Genomic DNA, 15,653 nt, shown 5'->3' on the forward strand with positions numbered 1-15,653 from the left:
GGAGAGGTATTGCCACTCGTTATGCCAAAACCTCGGATGCTTTTATCGCCGCGGTACACGTCCGTTGTATCGCCATTTGGGCTGCTATCCGTACTTAATTCGTGTAGACACTATCTAGATGACGTATGCGCTGGATGGGAAAAATTTATTCTTATACAAGTGAAGTTCCAAGGTGTCCACATAGCGTTTGATTATGTGGACACCTTGGAACTTATTTATACACCATCTATACGGATAACCATGCCCGATATGAAAGGCATAACGGTGCGCATTGACGCCGCGCTCCATGCGGAGATCAAAGCGTACCTGGAACAGCACGAAATGACCATGGGCGAATTTATCGCCCTGGCCGCGCAGGATGAGCTACACCCTAAAACACCAGAAGTGGAGGTAAAAGAAGTGGGCAGAATGAGAACGCTGGCTTTCCAAGTGGAAGAAGAACTCTTCCAGAGAGTCAAGCAGTATCTGGAACGCAACGGCATGACCCAGCGGCAGTTCGTTATAGGCTTGATTGAGGACGAACTGGACTGCGACGAGGAGCAGCTGAGAAAGCAGCAGGAGGACGCGGAGCAGTCAGAGGGAGAACAGGACGAAGGCATTTCCGAGGACGGTGAGGCCACTGTGAGCGAGGATGGCCCCGATGTCGAGCAGGTAGACGAGCCAGAGGAAACCGCCGTTGTTGGCGATTCTGAGGGCAGTTCTGACGAGCCTGACGAGGAAGAAACCGAGCAGGATTTCACCGATGATGAGCTGGATTATTCCGAGTCTGAAGATGCAGAAGGGCCTGTGGAAGATGAGCCGGATGAACACCAGGATTTGGCCTATGAAGATTTGGACACTGCTGAATCGGCCAGAGAGTTTGTCGAAGGTGAGTTGGGCGCGGCTGTGGAAGTTTCCCCTATGCATGAGTTTGACGAGGATGCCCTACCGGACTTCCCCGAACCAGACAGCGAGGAGTACCAAGACTACGGCATGAACATGGGGGTGTCCATGTGAGCAGCCTATCGATCATTCAAATGCGGGGGCAGTCTTTGGATAGCGTACTTCCCAAACTCCCAGAGAATTTTGGGGTTCTCTCTGATAGAAACATGGAGATTTTCATCCCTATCTGTGCTGCAGCAGCCTTAATGCCCGCCGGACAGGAGCAGTATGAGAATATTATGAAAGCCACCATTCATGATATCTACCCCGACGAAGAAGATTGCAGCCATGTAATACGACTGGATGGAGTTGAGGCATATGAACTGGATCAGCTATACGATCACTACGAGGGACATATGGAAGCAGAGCGGCAAATGGGAATGGGATTGTAAAAAATGAAGGGGGAATGCTATGAGTGCAACTATAGGCGCAGCATTGAAAAAGATTGCCGCCGCGATACTGCTTGATAAGCGAAATTGGGAGAAAATCGTCTGCCTGCTGTTGGCAGTCTTCATGATTGTGGTTTTCCCGATGGTGGCACTGGCCGCTGTTGTCAGCGCGGACGGCATCGACTTCACCAGCCAGGAACTGCAATCTCAAATTATCTTGAACTTGACTCAGGAGCAGATCGACGAGTTGACGTTGATCGAGGACACGGTGAACGCTTTACACTCGGCCATGAGGGGCAGAACAAAGGAGCAGATCAAGGCGGCAGAAGTCCTGTATGTGCTGGCCCTTTCCGAATATTCCAAAGAGCCGGGTTTTATCAGCAAGCTGACCGGCTGTTTCGCTGATGACCAGACGGACGAGCAGCTGATAACCAATGTCAATCTGGCTTTTGGCACCGACCTCAATGCGGAAGACTTTTCGGCCATCATGAACTACGCCAACCACCAGTTGGTGGAGATTGCGAAATCTCAGCTTGGGAATGTGGGCGGCGAGCCGTACTGGAGCTGGTATGGTTTTGGCGGCAGGGTCGAATGGTGTGCCTGCTTTGTCAGCTGGTGCGCGGATCAGTGCGGGTATATAGACCGCGGAATTATCCCGAAATTTGCCGGGTGCGGCGACGGCGTTACCTGGTTCAAGAACAAGAATCAATGGCTGGATGGCAGTGCCACGCCGGAATCCGGGAACATCATTTTCTTTGACTGGTTGGAAGATGGGATACAGGATGGCAACTCCGATCACGTTGGCATTGTGGAGAAGGTCGAGGGCGGCCGGGTCTACACCATTGAGGGGAACTCTGGAGACACCTGCGAGAGGAACAGCTATCCTGTTGGAAATTATCAGATTTTGGGTTATGGGACGCCCAATTTGTTTTAATTTATGGGAGGGATTTATCATGGATAATACAAGAACAATGACAATTCAGATGCCGGAGGAAACCTATCAGCGCTTGAAGGTATATCTCCAGCGGCATGGCATGAAACAGAAAGAATTTATCGCCACACTGCTGGAGAAGGCGTTGGATTCAGAGCATACTGAGAAAGTTTCCGGATAGAAACAGTTGCATTTACTCCGGATTCGGGGTATAATGGTAATGAAATGAGGTGATTCCCATGCGCAAGGGAGCGGAAGAACTTTCGTTGGCGAACGACTACATCTTCGGGGAAGTCATGCGCCAGCCGGAGAACGTCAAGCCATTTCTTGAGGCGGTGCTGGAAAAGAAAATTGCGGAAATAACCTACATCGAAAAGCAGCAGGATATCAAGGATGGCTTCGACCTGCATGGGATCCGCTTGGATATCTCCATAGAGGACAGCGAGAAAACACAATATGCGGTAGAGATGCAGACCGGCCAGGCCCATGACTTGGAGCGCAGGATTCGGTACTATCAAAGCTCCCTGGACCGCCGGACTTTGGAGGTATCGGACAGCTACCGGCACTTGAAAGATAGTTTTGTGATTTTCGTATGCACAGACGATTATTACAAGCAGGGGTTGGCTCTGTACAAGCGCAAGAGTGTGATCGAGGGCGCGGAAGATATTTTGTATGAGGACGGTTCCCACGCGTATATCTTGAACGCGCAGTTTACGGAGCCGAATCTCAGCGAACCGGCACTTGATTTTCTGCGTTATATAAATGCACGACACAGGAAGCTGCCTTTTGACGTGTCAGGATCGGAGTATCTGACAAAGATAGACCGGGCAGTTGAGGACATAAAATCTGACGACAGGAAGGTGGAGAGATTTATGACGCTGGCGGCAAAGTTGGAGGATGTGCGGTATTATGCTCTCCAAGAGGGTGAAGCGAAAGGCCGGGCTGAAGGCCGTGCCGAAGGTGAGCATAACGCAATAGTAGGTTTTGTCAAACGGCTGCTGGAACAGCAGAGGTCTTTGGAGGAAATCTCCAACATCTGCGGCTTGGACTTGGACGAAGTCAAAAAAATTGCGGAAGACGAGTAGGTCATCACCCTGCGAATTGGCCGATAAATAAGTGGCATCTTTTAAGGCAGAGTTCAAATGACGGTTTTTCAAAACCCCGCAAAGCCGCATAAATACTGGGCTTTTCGAGTTCCAAACACCCGGTGGGCATCTTTTAAGCATGGTGAAGCCAGAAACCGGCAGCTTTCCGTAACAGGAAGTTGCCGGTTTACTTTATCGAGAAGGGATTGTTTTTTATGGGAAATATAGCGTTGATCCATTACAAACAAAACAGGAGGATGACGATACTTTAATCCTCCTACATAAACGGAGGAAAACTATGTACCTTACATACAAAAATTTACTAATCAGGAATGCAACCAAGGATGACGCGGAGCAGCTTTCGATATGGTGGAACGATGGCAAAATCATGGCGCACGCAGGATTCCCAAACGGGACTGGGCAAACTGTGCAAGATATCTCTGACAGCTTGCAAAACGACACCGACGATACGCACAGAAGATTAATAATAGAAATAGATAATTTGGCTGTGGGTGAAATGAATTATCGGAATAAAGGCGATGGCGTTGCTGAAATAGGTATCAAAATTTGTGATTTTTCCAAGCAAAATCAAGGAAACGGGAAAATTTTATTGAGTATGTTGATTCACTCTCTGTACAAAGACTTTGGCTTTAAGAAAATCATTCTTGATACAAACCTGAAAAACAAGAGAGCCCAGCATATTTATGAACAACTTGGCTTTACGCAACTGCGTGTCAACAAAGATGCATGGATAGATCAGGTTGGAGAGAGGCAGTCATCCGTTGACTATGCATTATACCCGGCTGATTTTCGCAATTTTGCTACATAGCATACTGGACACACGCGCTTGCGTTTTTCGGACGATAAACTTTTAGAACACCTTTTTATAGCACGTAGACCAAATCACCTATTGCAATCCCAACGCCCAGGGCTTGGATAGCAATAGGTGATTTTCTTTTTCCCAGATTTTCCGCGGGACTCCAAACCACGTGCTCTGTTATCATTTCTGCAAGCGATCATCCAGTTCCCAGCGGTCAGAATATGAAAGCGGTTGACTTGTGCACAAGGTCTGCTATAATGGTAAAAAAGGCAGGCTTTGTGCAAAGCCTGTGGGGGCCGAATGATTTGATTCTGTATGGGCTGCTCCTGCATCCATAAATGCCAATGGCATCTTTTAAGGCAGAATTACTGGGCGGTTTTTCGAAAGGCCGGAAAACCGCATATAAACCGTATAAATGGTGATCAACATGATTATAAGCGCCAGCCGCCGTACGGACATCCCCAGCTATTATGCAAAGTGGTTCCTGGAGCGTATTCGGGCCGGGTATGTGTATGTGCGCAACCCCATGAACGCCCATCAGGTCAGCCGGGTCAGTTTATCGCCGGATGTTGTGGACGGCATTGTTTTTTGGACCAAAAACCCCCTGCCTATGCTGGACAAACTGGATGCGCTGCACGATTATATGTACTACTTCCAATTTACGCTGACCAGCTATGGGGCGGATGTGGAAAGGAATGTCCCCAGCAAGAGCAAGGTCATTATCCCGGCTTTCCAGCGGTTGGCCGATCGGATTGGGCGTGACCGCGTGATATGGCGGTACGATCCCATCTTCCTCAGCGGAACCTATACAATGGAGTACCATATCCGTTACTTTGAGGAATTGGCGAAACGGCTTTCCCCCTACACCAGAAAGTGCACCATCAGTTTCCTGGACTTCTACCGCAACACGGGGAAGAATATGGCCCCGCTGGCACTTCGGGACTTTTCTGCCCTGCAGCAGGCGCAACTGGCAAAAAGCATCGCCGGAATTGCCCATAGCTACGGCTTGCAGGTGGATACCTGCGCTGAGGGACTTGACCTACAGCGGTACGGGGTGGGGCACGCCCAATGCATAGACGGCCGCCTGTTCGGGCAGCTATTGCAGTGCCCTTTACAAATAAGCAAAGATAAGAATCAGCGGCCGGCCTGTGGCTGTATGGAAAGCCTGGATATTGGCGCCTACAACACCTGCCTCCATGGCTGCCGGTATTGTTATGCCAACCATGCCGGTGCAAAAACCTTGGAGGCAAACCACGGGAAACACCGCCCCGGCTCCCCGCTTTTGATGGGGGAATTGGGGCCCGGTGACCGGGTTGTAGAGCGGGAGATGCATACTTGCCGGGAGGCCCAGCTCCGCCTTGAGTGAGCGCCCCCTCCCCTACCCCAAGCAGAGGGCGCGGCTAACGGATGGGGTTTTAGGGCTGCCCGGACGGTTCCCCCGCCCCGGAGGCGCCCCAGGCCCGGCCGTCCTCCCGCCGCTCCTCATAAAGCCGGCCCCCCTCCAGCCGGTAGACCCGGTCCATCCCCTCCAGATGTTCATAGTGATGGGTGATCATGATCACCGACTTGCCCGCCATCTGGTTGACGATCACATCGTGCAGGTAGGCGTCCGATTCCACGTCAAACCCGGCGGTGGCTTCGTCCAGGATCACCACCGGGGCATCCTTCAACAAAGCCCGCGCCACCGCCAGTTTCTGCTTTTCGCCGCCGGAAAGCCTTGCCCCGTTGCGGCCCACCTGGGTTTTCTCCCCCTGGGGCATATGTTGCAGGTAAGCAGCCACGCCGCTGGTATCCATAGCGGCGGCCACCTCCTCCGGGGAGGCTTGGCCTGTTAGGTCGATATTGCCGGCAATATCCCCCAAAAACAGGTAGGGCTCCTGGCTGACCACAGAGAACAGCGAACGGTACCCCGCCAGCGCCAACCGGGAAACCGGCACATGGTCCGCTGTGATCTCCCCGGCCTCCGGGGTGTAGAACCGCAACAGCAGGTTGAGGACCGTGGATTTCCCGCTGCCGTTTTGCCCGATAATGGCCACCTTCTCCCCCGGCTCCACATGGAAACAGGCCCCCTGTAGGATGGGCCTGTCCGCCTGATAGGCAAAGGAAACGTCCTGAAAAGCCAGCCGGGGCGGGCGGTTGCCTACCCGGCCTGTCCCTGTGTCCGGCTCCGGCTCCATGTCCAAAAACCGGAAAAGCCGCCGGGCTGAGGGTAAAATGCGGGCAAAGTACATCTTTAGGTTTAGCAGCGCGGAAACCGGCCCGGTTACGTACCAGGAGTAGGACACAAAGGCAAATACCGACCCGACCGTCAGGCCGCCCCGGCAGATAAGGAACCCGCCTGCCAGGTACAGCAGCAGGGTCACGCTCCATTCCAGCAGCGACTCCCACAGGGTGTTCCAGGCGTCGATCATGGCATTGCCCTTTTGCAGCGCCAGCAGGTCCCGCTGCCGGGACTGGAAGGCCTTCTCCCGGCTCTCGAACAGGTTCCACAGCTTGATTTCATCTATGCCCTCTATATTATCACCAAACCACTGGGAAAAATCCCGGCTACTTTCGATCATTTTGTCCATTGCCTTTTCCTGCCGCTTGGAAAAACGCCTGACCAGCAGCACCTTTAGGGGTACCATTGCCAGCACGATCAGGGTCAGTTTCCAACTGATGACCAGCAGCCCCGCCAGCCCGCTGACAATGCGGAACACATAGCTGACGCTCATGACGGTGTAGCGGTCAGTAATGGAGGCTACCTGGGACACGTCCATTTGCAGAAAACTGAGGATTTCGGCGTTGTTTTTGTCCTCAAAATACGGCTTTTTTAGCCGCAGCAGCTTTTGGAATACCTGCCGGAAAATGCCGTAGAGGGAGCGGTTGTGCACCTGGACAAATAGCCGGGTTTGGGCCATTTCTACGGCCTGGTTTAGCGCTACCAGCAGGGCCAGCAGGGCTACCGCCCGGTATAATACCGGCAGGTCCTGGGCCAGCATCCCCCTGTCGGTGATCTGGCGGATTAGCAGCGGTTGCAAAAAACCAATGGCCGTGGCCAGCGCCAACAATATCCCCGCCAGGAGAAATTCCTTTTTAAACGGCTTTAAGTAGGATAAAACCCGGAAAATTACCGCGCGGCTACCCTTTTCCTCTGTGATTCCTCCCTTTTTCACTGCGATCCCTCCTTTTTCTACCTTTTATTGTACCCTCTTCTCCTCCTTTTGTCAATCTCCCTTGCCTCCGGCGGCGGAGAGTTGGCGTAGCCAACTCTGGGGCGTCGCCCCTAAGAACCCCACCTTTTGCCTCCGGCGGCTTAGGGGTTTCACCCCTAAGAACCCCGCCTTTTGCCTCCGGCGGCTTAGGGGTTTCACCCCTAAGAACCCCACCTTTTGCCTCCGGCGGCTTAGGGGTTTCACCCCTAAGAACCCCACCACCTTTAAAAAGGTGGACGAAACTTTTATGCGCGCCTGGGGGGACGCTTTCTGAAACCGTTGGGGAGGATGGGAAACGTTTTTTTATGGTGTGAGGAACGTGTATAAATATATATTGGGGCGTATTTTTATTCTTTTGCGGGGCGGTTAGGAGGGCGTAACCGGTGGGTATTGGGGTGGTCATTAGGGGTTATTCGAGGGATATGGGGGCGTTTTGGAGGGTGTATGGGCGGAAAATGTGTTTTTATGCAATTTGCGGGGGGCGTTTTGGTGTGTGCGGCGATGTGGGGGTGGGTTTATCGGGATTATTTTTATTATTTTAATCTACTTTATATTATTATTTGATATTTATTGTTTTTAGTTAACGGGAGAAGGATTGTTTTGGGGGGGAGGCAATGAGCGAGGGTGGGGGTGGCTTGTTCTGTGTTGGGGGCATTCGGTGAGGAGGGGGGCAAATCGTGAAAAAAGTAAAATAAAGGAAAAATGAAAACGGGGGGCTTGGGTGGTGGTTCTCTGGGAGGATCAGGCGAGGGGGCAATCGCGAAAGAAAAGAAAAGAAAGAAAAAGAAAAAATGGAAACGTGGGGGCTTGGGTGGTGGTTCTCTGGGAGGGTCAGGCGAGGGGGCAATCGCGAAAGAAAAGAAAAAATGAAAACGGGGGGCTTGGGTGGTGGTTCTTTGGGGGCGCACAAGGGGGCGCGGATAAAAGTTTTGTCCACTTTTTCAAAAGTGGTGGGGGGTGCAGGGGGGCAAAGCCCCCTGCCTGCCGGAGGCACACCCTGCCGCGGAGGCGTGGTCGTAAGAAATCTGTAAGAATTTCATCACATAGTGCTTAATCAGTTTCGATTATCCTTATAAAAAAGAAAGTTTCCCTATGAGGAAGGATGGAACACATGAAAACCCTCTCTTATATAAACCTTATCATGGCGGCGGTGCTGGCGGCCTGTTGCTGCTACCAGGGGCTCTACCTGCTTTTGCGCCTGCGAGGGGCGGGCCGGCGGTTTGAGGCCCGCTCTTTAGGCCGCTACGCGGTGCTGATTGCCGCCAGGAACGAGGCCGCGGTGATCGGCCAGCTCATCGACAGCATCAACTTGCAGAAATACCCGGCGGGGCTGGTGGACATCTACGTGGTGGCCGACAACTGTACGGACAACACCGCGGCCGTGGCTGCCGCCCACGGGGCCACGGTGTGGCAGCGGCGGAACAAGCTACAGGTTGGCAAGGGCTACGCGCTGGAGTTCCTGCTGGGGAAGATCGCCCAGGAGAGGCCCCAGGAAAAATACGACGGTTTCTTCGTGTTTGACGCGGACAATCTGCTGGACCCCCACTACATCGCCGAGATGAACAAGGTTTTTTCTAACGGTTGCCAGGTGGTGACCGGCTACCGCAATGCCAAGAACTTCGGCGACAACTGGATCAGCGCGGGGTACGGGATGTACTTCCTGCGGGAATCGGAGTACCTGAACCGGCCCAGGGATTTTCTGGGCTCCTGCTGCGGGATATCGGGGACGGGGTTCCTGTTCTCTGCCGCGCTGCTGGAAAAGGTGGGCGGCTGGCACTACTTTGCCCTGACGGAGGATTTGGAGTTTACCTTGGACTTGATCTGCCGGGGGGAGAAGGTGGCGTACTGCAACACGGCTATCCTTTACGACGAGCAGCCCACGGACTTTAAGCAGTCTGTGACCCAGCGGGCCCGGTGGATGCGGGGCCTGATGCAGATTTTGGGCCGCAAGGGCGGGGAGCTGCTGCGCACCATGCTGGTGACAGGCAGTTTTGCCTGCTATGATGTGCTGGTGAACTCGTTGGCGGCGGTGCTGATGGGGCTGGGCTTTGTGCTGAACGTGGTGATGTTCGGGGTGGCGCTGGTGAGCCCCGGCCAGGAGGCGGGGCCTGTGGTGCTCTCTGCCCTGATGGCCCTGGCGGGCTGCTATGTGGGGCTGTATTTCTCCGGCCTGGTTACGCTGCTTACCGAGTGGCGGCGGATACCGTGCAGCGGGGTGCGGAAGATCCTGTACTCGTTTACTTACCCGTTTTTTATGGCCAGCTTTATGGCTGCCCTGCCGGTGGCTATGGCCGGCACCGTGGAGTGGAAACCCATCCGCCATACTGTGGCGGTAAGTTTGGGCGAACTGGACGGCAAGCGCTGAATTATGCAAACAACCCCCCGGCCCTGCCGCCGGGGGTGTTTTTGGCTGGAGGGGGGCATCATTCTTTTTTGCCATTAACCCGCGGGGGAAGGCCCCGGTATGCGCCCCCGGAGGGGATGGCGGGGCAAATTTCAAGAAATGTTCATAATTTTCTTGACAAGGACGTGTAGGAGAGATACAATTATAGATGGAATGCACCTGGGTGCTTTTTATATACTTTTTATATATTTGCTGTGCAACGGCTTTTCGGGGGCGCCCGAAAGCAGGAACAATATATAAAAATCCCTTTGCCCTAAGCAGCCATGCATTTTTTGGGGGGCTTTTTTGCCCACCCGGTTTCAGTACTGTATGCAGTTTTTGTAACCAATATTCTAATAAGGAGGTGCCCGATTGGGTGAGATATCCGTATGGCTATGTGTCTTGATCTCTGTATTGGCGGCCGCTTTGGCAGGCGGCGCAGCTTTTTTCCTGGGGGTCAATTACCGTAAGGGAAAGGCCGAGGCTACCATCGGTTCCGCTGAGGAGGAGGCCAAGCGCATTGTAGGCGAGGCGGTGAAAACCGCCGAGGCCAGGAAGAAAGAGATCGTGCTGGAGGGGAAGGACGAGATCCACCGCCTGCGCAACGAGAGCGAAAAGGAGCTTTCTGACCGCCGCAGGGAGATACAGCATCAGGAAAGGCGGAACCTGCAAAAGGAAGAGAGCCTGGAAAAGAAGCTGGAGAGCATGGAACGCAAGGAGGAGCAGATCGACCAGCGCAACAAGAAGGCGGAAGAGCGCCTGAAAGAGGCCGAGGCCGTGCGCAAGAGCCAGTTCGATATGCTGGAGAAGATTTCCGGCTACTCTACCGAGCAGGCCAAGGAATACCTGCTGAACAACCTGGAGAGCGAGTTGGTACGGGAAAAAGCCGTAAAGGTACGGGAGTTTGAACAGCAGACCAAGGACGAAAGCGACCAGGCCGCCAGGGAGATTATTGCCACGGCCATTCAGCGCTGCGCCGCCGACCATGTGTCGGAGGCCGCCATCAGCGTGGTACCGCTGCCTAACGACGAAATGAAGGGCCGCATCATCGGCCGTGAGGGCCGGAACATCCGGGCCATTGAAACCCTGACGGGTGTGGACTTGATTATTGACGATACGCCGGAGGCCATTACCCTTTCCAGCTTTGAGCCCGTGCGCCGGGAAGTGGCCAGGGTGGCCCTGGAAAAGCTGATCTCCGACGGGCGTATCCACCCCACCCGCATTGAGGAAACCGTGGAGCGGGCCCGCCGGGAGGTGGAATCTACCATTAAGCAGGAGGGCGAACGGGCGGTGCTGGAGGTGGGCGTGAACGGCGTGCACCATGAGCTGGTCAAGCTTTTGGGCCGGCTGCGCTACCGCACCAGCTACGGCCAGAACGTGCTGAACCACTCGCTGGAGGTGGCCTTCCTCTCCGGCATGATCGCCTCGGAACTGGGGCTGAACCCCACGGTGGCCAAGCGGGCCGGGCTGCTCCACGACATTGGCAAGGCTTTGGACCACGAGATGGAGGGCTCTCACGTACAGATAGGCGTGGAGGTGGCCAAGCGCTACAAGGAGAGCGAGGCCGTGGTACACGCCATTGCCGCCCACCATGGCGACGTGGAGGCCAAGACCATTGTGGCCTGCATTGTCCAGGCTGCCGACGCCATTTCGGCCGCAAGGCCGGGGGCCCGGCGGGAAAACCTGGAAAACTACATCAAACGCCTGGAGAAACTGGAGGAGCTGGCCTCGTCTTTCGACGGGGTGGAAAGCTGCTATGCCATCCAGGCAGGCCGGGAGATCCGCATTATGGTGCGGCCTGAGGCGGTGACGGACGAGCAGATGACCCTGCTGGCCAGGGATATCTGCAAAAAGATAGAAGCTGACCTGGACTACCCGGGGCAGATCAAGGTAAATATGATTCGGGAGAGCCGGGCGGTGGATTATGCCAAATAGCCCGGCCTGGTTGGGCGCGCTGTGAAAGGCGCGCCCTTTTTCAGTAGAGGTGTTTTTTATGGTTACGATTCTCTGTGTGGGGGATGTGGTGGGCAGCATTGGCTGCGATTTCCTGCGCCAGCGGCTGCCCGGCCTTAAGCGGCTGAAGGGCGTTGACCTGTGTATTGTCAACGGGGAAAACAGCGCGGACGGCAACGGCATTACCCCGAACTCGTTGCGCCACCTGCTGGACAGTGGCGCGGACGTGGTTACCACCGGCAACCACAGCTTTCGGCGCAAGGAAAGCTACCCCCTGTATGACAGCACGGAAAACCTGCTACGCCCGGCCAATTACCCGGCCGCGGCCCCCGGCCACGGGCTGTATATTGCCGACCTGGGCCGGGTGCAGGTGGCGGTTTTTAACCTGATAGGCACGGTTTACCTGGAGAGCCTGCGCTCGCCTTTTGAGGCGCTGGACCAACTGCTGGCCACCCCCGGCCTGCCCCGGCTGCGGGTGGTGGACTTTCACGCCGAGGCCACCGGGGAAAAGCGGGCTTTGGGCTTTTACGCCGACGGGCGGGTGACGGCCTTTTTTGGCACCCACACCCATGTGCCCACTGCCGACGGCTGCCTGCTGCCCAAGGGGACCGGCTACCTGACGGACGCGGGCATGACCGGGCCGGTGGACTCGGTGCTGGGGGTTAAGCCGGAGATCATCATTGGCCGGTATACCACCAAGATGCCCGCCCGCTTTGAACTGGCCGGCGGCCCCTGCCGCATGGACTGCGTCCTGTTTACCGGGGACGAGCGCACCGGGCTGTGTACGGCGGTGGAACGGCTGACGCTGACGTAGGGGTGTGGGGGGGGGGGGTGTTTTGGCCTCCGGCGGCTTAGGGGCGCTGCCCCTAAGAACCCCGCCACCTTTGAAAAGGTGGACGAAACTTTTATTGTTTGCCCGTTTGAAAAGGGCGAGGGACACCGGCTACTTGGCGTAGCCAAGGTAGAGCGGCCGTCACGAGCCGGCCGAACCGGCAGGTGAGAAGATGAAACCTTTGCGATTTGTTTGCCGGGGTCTTGTTTTTGAACTCTTCGTTTTGGACGTGCGCTAATTTTGCCCTGTACTTGTATTTTTGGAAATTCTGTGCTACAATAAGGTAAAAAGGTGTTTGTACGGCCGGCATGGACGCCGCCATGCCGCGTATTGGTTGCGTACTCATAAGATAAGGATGTGTTTTCCATGATTCAAGGCGCCCAGCTTAAAAACGCGATTATTTCCGGCTCGAACAATATTGCCAAATACAGGAAACAGGTGAACGACCTGAATATTTTCCCGGTGCCGGACGGCGACACCGGCTCCAATATGTCCATGACCATGGAGGCCGCTGTGGCTGAACTGAAGAAACTTTCTGACACGGACAGCGTGGCCCAGGTTGCCAAGACCGCTGCCTCTGCCATGCTGCGGGGGGCCAGGGGGAACTCGGGGGTTATCCTCTCGCTGCTGTACAGGGGGATTGCCAGGGGGCTGGCCGAGGTGGAAACTGCGGGGCCGGAGGACTTGGTGCGCGCCCTGGAACTGGGCGTGGAGGAGGCCTACAAGGCCGTTACCCGCCCCACCGAGGGCACGATTTTGACGGTGGCCAGGGTGGCTGCCGAGTTCGGCCGGGACGCCCTTAACCACGGGACGGAGGAGCCGGAGCGGGTTTGGGACGCGGTTTGTATGGGCGCGGCCCAGGCGCTGGAGGAAACCCCCGAACTGCTGCCTGTGCTGAAACGGGCCGGGGTGGTGGACGCCGGCGGCCAGGGGCTTTGCCTGATTTTTGAGGGGATGCTCAGCGTTTTGCGCAGCGGGATTATCCTGGAGTCCGGGATATCGGAGGAGGAGCGGGCCCAGGAAACCGCGGAGTTCTTCCGCAATGCCGCCGCTACCTTTGACGGGGAGATCCACTTTACCTATTGCACGGAATTTATTGTGGGGCGGGACCCGGATGTGGCCAAAGACCCGTTGGAGCTGCGGCTTTACCTGGAAACCATAGGCGACTGTGTACTGGTGGCGGACGACGAGGAGATCATCAAGGTACACGTGCACACCGAAAACCCCGGCGACGCCTTGCAGAGCGGCCTGCAATACGGCCAACTGCTCAGTGTGAAAATTGAGAATATGAAGGAGCAGCACCGTCAACTGCACAGGGGGGACGCCCCTGTGGAGGAAGAGCCTGCCCCCGCGCCCGCGCCCGCGCGGCAGGAACCCACCGGGGAACTGGGCTTTGTTTCGGTGGCGGCGGGCGAGGGCCTGCGGAGCCTTTTTGCCGAACTGGGCTGCGCGGTGGTGGTCAGCGGCGGGCAGACCATGAACCCCAGCACCGAGGATATCCTGGGCGCTGTGCTGGCTACCCCTGCCAAAAAGGTGTTTGTGCTGCCCAACAACAAGAACATCCTGATGGCGGCGGAGCAGACCATCCCCTTGGCGGACGACCGGGAGGTTATTGTGCTGCCCACCCGGACCATCCCCCAGGGCCTGGCCGCTATGCTGGCCGTGGACCCGGACGCCGGTGTGGAGGAAAACCACGCCGCCATGCTGGAAGCCGCGGGCCATGTGGACACCGGCCTTGTGACCTTTGCGGCCAGGGACTCGGAGTTTGGCAGCGAGGCCATTCGCCGGGGGGACATTTTGGGGCTGAAGAACGGCAAGCTGCACTATATCGAGAAGGACCCGGTGGCTACCTGCGTACGGGTGGCCCGCTCCCTCTCCACCAAGCAGACCTCCTTTATCACCCTGATTTACGGCGAGGGCATTACCGCCGAGCAGGCACAGGAGGCCAAACGCCAACTGGCGGCCAAGGTGCACGCGGATGTGGAGATCACCTTGGTGAACGGGGGCCAGCCGGTTTACTACTTTATCGTTTCGGTGGAATAAGGCAGGCGGCAAAAAAAGAGAGGGCAAAAGCCCTCTCTTTTGTGTTTTTGGGGGACGCTGGCTGGCCCGATGTGGCGAATGTGGTGAATGTGCCGGGTCTGTCCAAAGCAAGGTTTCGGTGAACAAACAGTAAAAGTTTCGTCGTCTCACCTGCCGGTTCGGTCGGCTCGTGACGGCCACCCCCGGTGGCCCTCGCCCTTTTCAAAGGTGGTGGGGTTTTTAGGGGGCGACAATCGCCAGTGGCGATTTCCCGTCGCCGACCGAGGCGGCAGCCGAGAATCAACGCCCACGCCGAAGGCCATAATTTCGTCAAAAATGCTCGGACCGGCGGGGGTGGCTTTTACATACAGACTTCGTCCCGGCGCAGGGAGCCCAGGTAGACCGGCGCATGGGCGTTTAGCAGCTCCCGCACCCGGCCCCGGAGTTGCAGGGGCACCAGGGGCAGGTTTTCCGCCTCCTCAGCCGTGACCCACAGGCTGCCGGTCTGCTGGAAGTCCAGCTCCGCGCAGGCTTGCGCCGCGCCGGGCAGGACTTTGACCAGGAAAATGTGCATACAACGGTGGCAGTACTGGGGGTACCGCGCCCGCATCCCTTCGTCGGTGAAGATTTCTTCTGCCAGGGCGGCGAAACGCACCGGCTCTACGGTGAGGCCGGTTTCCTCCAGCACCTCCCGGATGACGGCTTCCTCCATGGTTTCATAGGGGTGCTGCCCGCCGCCGGGCAGGTCGTAGTAGCGCTCGCCGGTGCTGGTCAGGTGGCTGTTCAGCAGCAGCCGGCCGTTTTGGTAAACCAGCGCTTTGGCGGAGTTGCGTATGGCGCTCATATGTAGCGGTCACTTCCTTTCTTCCGGTTCTTCGGTGTTTGGGGCGGGCGCCGGTTTCTTTCGGGCTTTCCCGATCAGCAGCCGCGCCATGCCCGCCGCCGCCAGCAGGGCCCCCACGCCCATGGCTATATACAGGTTCTTGTATTCGGCCCAGGTCAGGTTGTTACTGATCAGTTTTTACGCGGCGTCCACGTGGCCGTCACAGTAGAATGCCTGGAAGGCATCATAGCTTTTTTTAACCGGGCTGTCGTACTCTTTCCACTCTTATTTGGTTTCTAT

Annotated in this window: 14 protein-coding genes and 2 pseudogenes; 13 read left to right on the forward strand and 3 right to left on the reverse strand. The window is 56.1% G+C overall.

Annotated features, from left to right (window positions below; translation table 11 throughout):
* From U8U01_RS12090 to U8U01_RS12125, 8 genes and pseudogenes are all read left to right on the forward strand, one after another.
* Positions 1 to 98 (forward strand): annotated as a pseudogene (locus tag U8U01_RS12090) (IS5/IS1182 family transposase); the annotation flags it as partial.
* A 151-nt stretch (positions 99 to 249) separates the two neighbouring features.
* Positions 250 to 996 carry a hypothetical protein gene (locus U8U01_RS12095; RefSeq protein WP_322174532.1) on the forward strand — a complete coding sequence of 249 codons (747 nt, stop codon included), beginning with the start codon at positions 250 to 252 and terminating at the stop codon, positions 994 to 996.
* A gap of 92 nt (positions 997 to 1,088) precedes the next feature.
* Positions 1,089 to 1,313, forward strand: a complete 225-nt coding sequence (locus U8U01_RS12100; RefSeq protein ID WP_322174533.1) for a hypothetical protein — start codon at positions 1,089 to 1,091, stop codon at positions 1,311 to 1,313.
* Between the two features lie 484 nt (positions 1,314 to 1,797).
* Positions 1,798 to 2,244, forward strand: a pseudogene (locus tag U8U01_RS12105) (CHAP domain-containing protein); the annotation flags it as partial.
* A 37-nt stretch (positions 2,245 to 2,281) separates the two neighbouring features.
* Complete coding sequence (locus U8U01_RS12110) at positions 2,282 to 2,422, forward strand: hypothetical protein (protein ID WP_322174535.1); 141 nt, start codon at positions 2,282 to 2,284, stop codon at positions 2,420 to 2,422.
* A gap of 58 nt (positions 2,423 to 2,480) precedes the next feature.
* A complete protein-coding gene (locus tag U8U01_RS12115; RefSeq protein ID WP_322174537.1) occupies positions 2,481 to 3,326 on the forward strand; it encodes an Rpn family recombination-promoting nuclease/putative transposase in 846 nt (281 codons plus the stop codon).
* Positions 3,327 to 3,624: 298 nt separating this feature from the next.
* A complete protein-coding gene (locus tag U8U01_RS12120) occupies positions 3,625 to 4,155 on the forward strand; it encodes a GNAT family N-acetyltransferase (protein ID WP_322174539.1) in 531 nt (176 codons plus the stop codon).
* Between the two features lie 406 nt (positions 4,156 to 4,561).
* Positions 4,562 to 5,512 carry a DUF1848 domain-containing protein gene (locus tag U8U01_RS12125; protein ID WP_322174541.1) on the forward strand — a complete coding sequence of 317 codons (951 nt, stop codon included), beginning with the start codon at positions 4,562 to 4,564 and terminating at the stop codon, positions 5,510 to 5,512.
* Positions 5,513 to 5,561: 49 nt separating this feature from the next.
* Here the strand turns inward: U8U01_RS12125 and U8U01_RS12130 are convergent, their stop codons facing one another.
* Positions 5,562 to 7,301 carry an ABC transporter ATP-binding protein gene (locus U8U01_RS12130; protein WP_322174543.1) on the reverse strand — a complete coding sequence of 580 codons (1,740 nt, stop codon included), beginning with the start codon at positions 7,299 to 7,301 and terminating at the stop codon, positions 5,562 to 5,564.
* 741 nt (positions 7,302 to 8,042) lie between these two features.
* Here U8U01_RS12130 and U8U01_RS12135 point away from each other — a divergent pair.
* The 4 genes from U8U01_RS12135 to U8U01_RS12150 all read left to right on the forward strand — a co-directional run bounded on the left by U8U01_RS12135 (position 8,043) and on the right by U8U01_RS12150 (position 12,490).
* Positions 8,043 to 8,210, forward strand: a complete 168-nt coding sequence (locus U8U01_RS12135) for a hypothetical protein (RefSeq protein WP_322174545.1) — start codon at positions 8,043 to 8,045, stop codon at positions 8,208 to 8,210.
* 232 nt (positions 8,211 to 8,442) lie between these two features.
* Entirely contained in the window at positions 8,443 to 9,705 is a 1,263-nt protein-coding gene (locus U8U01_RS12140; protein WP_322174547.1) for a glycosyltransferase family 2 protein, read from the forward strand.
* A 399-nt stretch (positions 9,706 to 10,104) separates the two neighbouring features.
* Entirely contained in the window at positions 10,105 to 11,658 is a 1,554-nt protein-coding gene (gene rny / locus U8U01_RS12145) for a ribonuclease Y (RefSeq protein WP_437124396.1), read from the forward strand.
* A gap of 58 nt (positions 11,659 to 11,716) precedes the next feature.
* The gene (locus tag U8U01_RS12150) at positions 11,717 to 12,490 is read left to right on the forward strand and encodes a TIGR00282 family metallophosphoesterase (protein ID WP_322174551.1); all 774 of its coding nucleotides are present in this window, start codon (positions 11,717 to 11,719) and stop codon (positions 12,488 to 12,490) included.
* Between the two features lie 91 nt (positions 12,491 to 12,581).
* Here the strand turns inward: U8U01_RS12150 and U8U01_RS12155 are convergent, their stop codons facing one another.
* Positions 12,582 to 12,854, reverse strand: coding sequence for a hypothetical protein (locus U8U01_RS12155; protein ID WP_322174552.1), 273 nt, complete (start codon positions 12,852 to 12,854; stop codon positions 12,582 to 12,584).
* 20 nt (positions 12,855 to 12,874) lie between these two features.
* Between U8U01_RS12155 and U8U01_RS12160 the strand changes: the two genes are divergently transcribed.
* A complete protein-coding gene (locus U8U01_RS12160) occupies positions 12,875 to 14,551 on the forward strand; it encodes a DAK2 domain-containing protein (protein WP_322174554.1) in 1,677 nt (558 codons plus the stop codon).
* A gap of 340 nt (positions 14,552 to 14,891) precedes the next feature.
* On the opposite strand, the gene U8U01_RS12165 is transcribed toward U8U01_RS12160, so the two are convergent.
* Entirely contained in the window at positions 14,892 to 15,374 is a 483-nt protein-coding gene (locus tag U8U01_RS12165) for an NUDIX domain-containing protein (protein WP_322174555.1), read from the reverse strand.
* Positions 15,375 to 15,653: the final 279 nt, after the last annotated feature.

It is taken from the genome of Acutalibacter caecimuris (genome assembly GCF_034335085.1).
Lineage (GTDB): Bacteria > Bacillota > Clostridia > Oscillospirales > Acutalibacteraceae > Acutalibacter > Acutalibacter caecimuris.

Coding starts and splice junctions, on each gene's coding strand:
- U8U01_RS12095 (WP_322174532.1), top strand. CDS start 250: ATGAAAGGCATAACGGTGCGCATTGACGCCGCGCTCCATGCGGAGATC.
- U8U01_RS12100 (WP_322174533.1), top strand. CDS start 1,089: ATGGAGATTTTCATCCCTATCTGTGCTGCAGCAGCCTTAATGCCCGCC.
- U8U01_RS12110 (WP_322174535.1), top strand. CDS start 2,282: ATGACAATTCAGATGCCGGAGGAAACCTATCAGCGCTTGAAGGTATAT.
- U8U01_RS12115 (WP_322174537.1), top strand. CDS start 2,481: ATGCGCAAGGGAGCGGAAGAACTTTCGTTGGCGAACGACTACATCTTC.
- U8U01_RS12120 (WP_322174539.1), top strand. CDS start 3,625: ATGTACCTTACATACAAAAATTTACTAATCAGGAATGCAACCAAGGAT.
- U8U01_RS12125 (WP_322174541.1), top strand. CDS start 4,562: ATGGTGATCAACATGATTATAAGCGCCAGCCGCCGTACGGACATCCCC.
- U8U01_RS12135 (WP_322174545.1), top strand. CDS start 8,043: ATGAAAACGGGGGGCTTGGGTGGTGGTTCTCTGGGAGGATCAGGCGAG.
- U8U01_RS12140 (WP_322174547.1), top strand. CDS start 8,443: ATGGAACACATGAAAACCCTCTCTTATATAAACCTTATCATGGCGGCG.
- U8U01_RS12150 (WP_322174551.1), top strand. CDS start 11,717: ATGGTTACGATTCTCTGTGTGGGGGATGTGGTGGGCAGCATTGGCTGC.
- U8U01_RS12155 (WP_322174552.1), bottom strand. CDS start 12,854: ATGAGTACGCAACCAATACGCGGCATGGCGGCGTCCATGCCGGCCGTA.
- U8U01_RS12160 (WP_322174554.1), top strand. CDS start 12,875: ATGATTCAAGGCGCCCAGCTTAAAAACGCGATTATTTCCGGCTCGAAC.
- U8U01_RS12165 (WP_322174555.1), bottom strand. CDS start 15,374: ATGAGCGCCATACGCAACTCCGCCAAAGCGCTGGTTTACCAAAACGGC.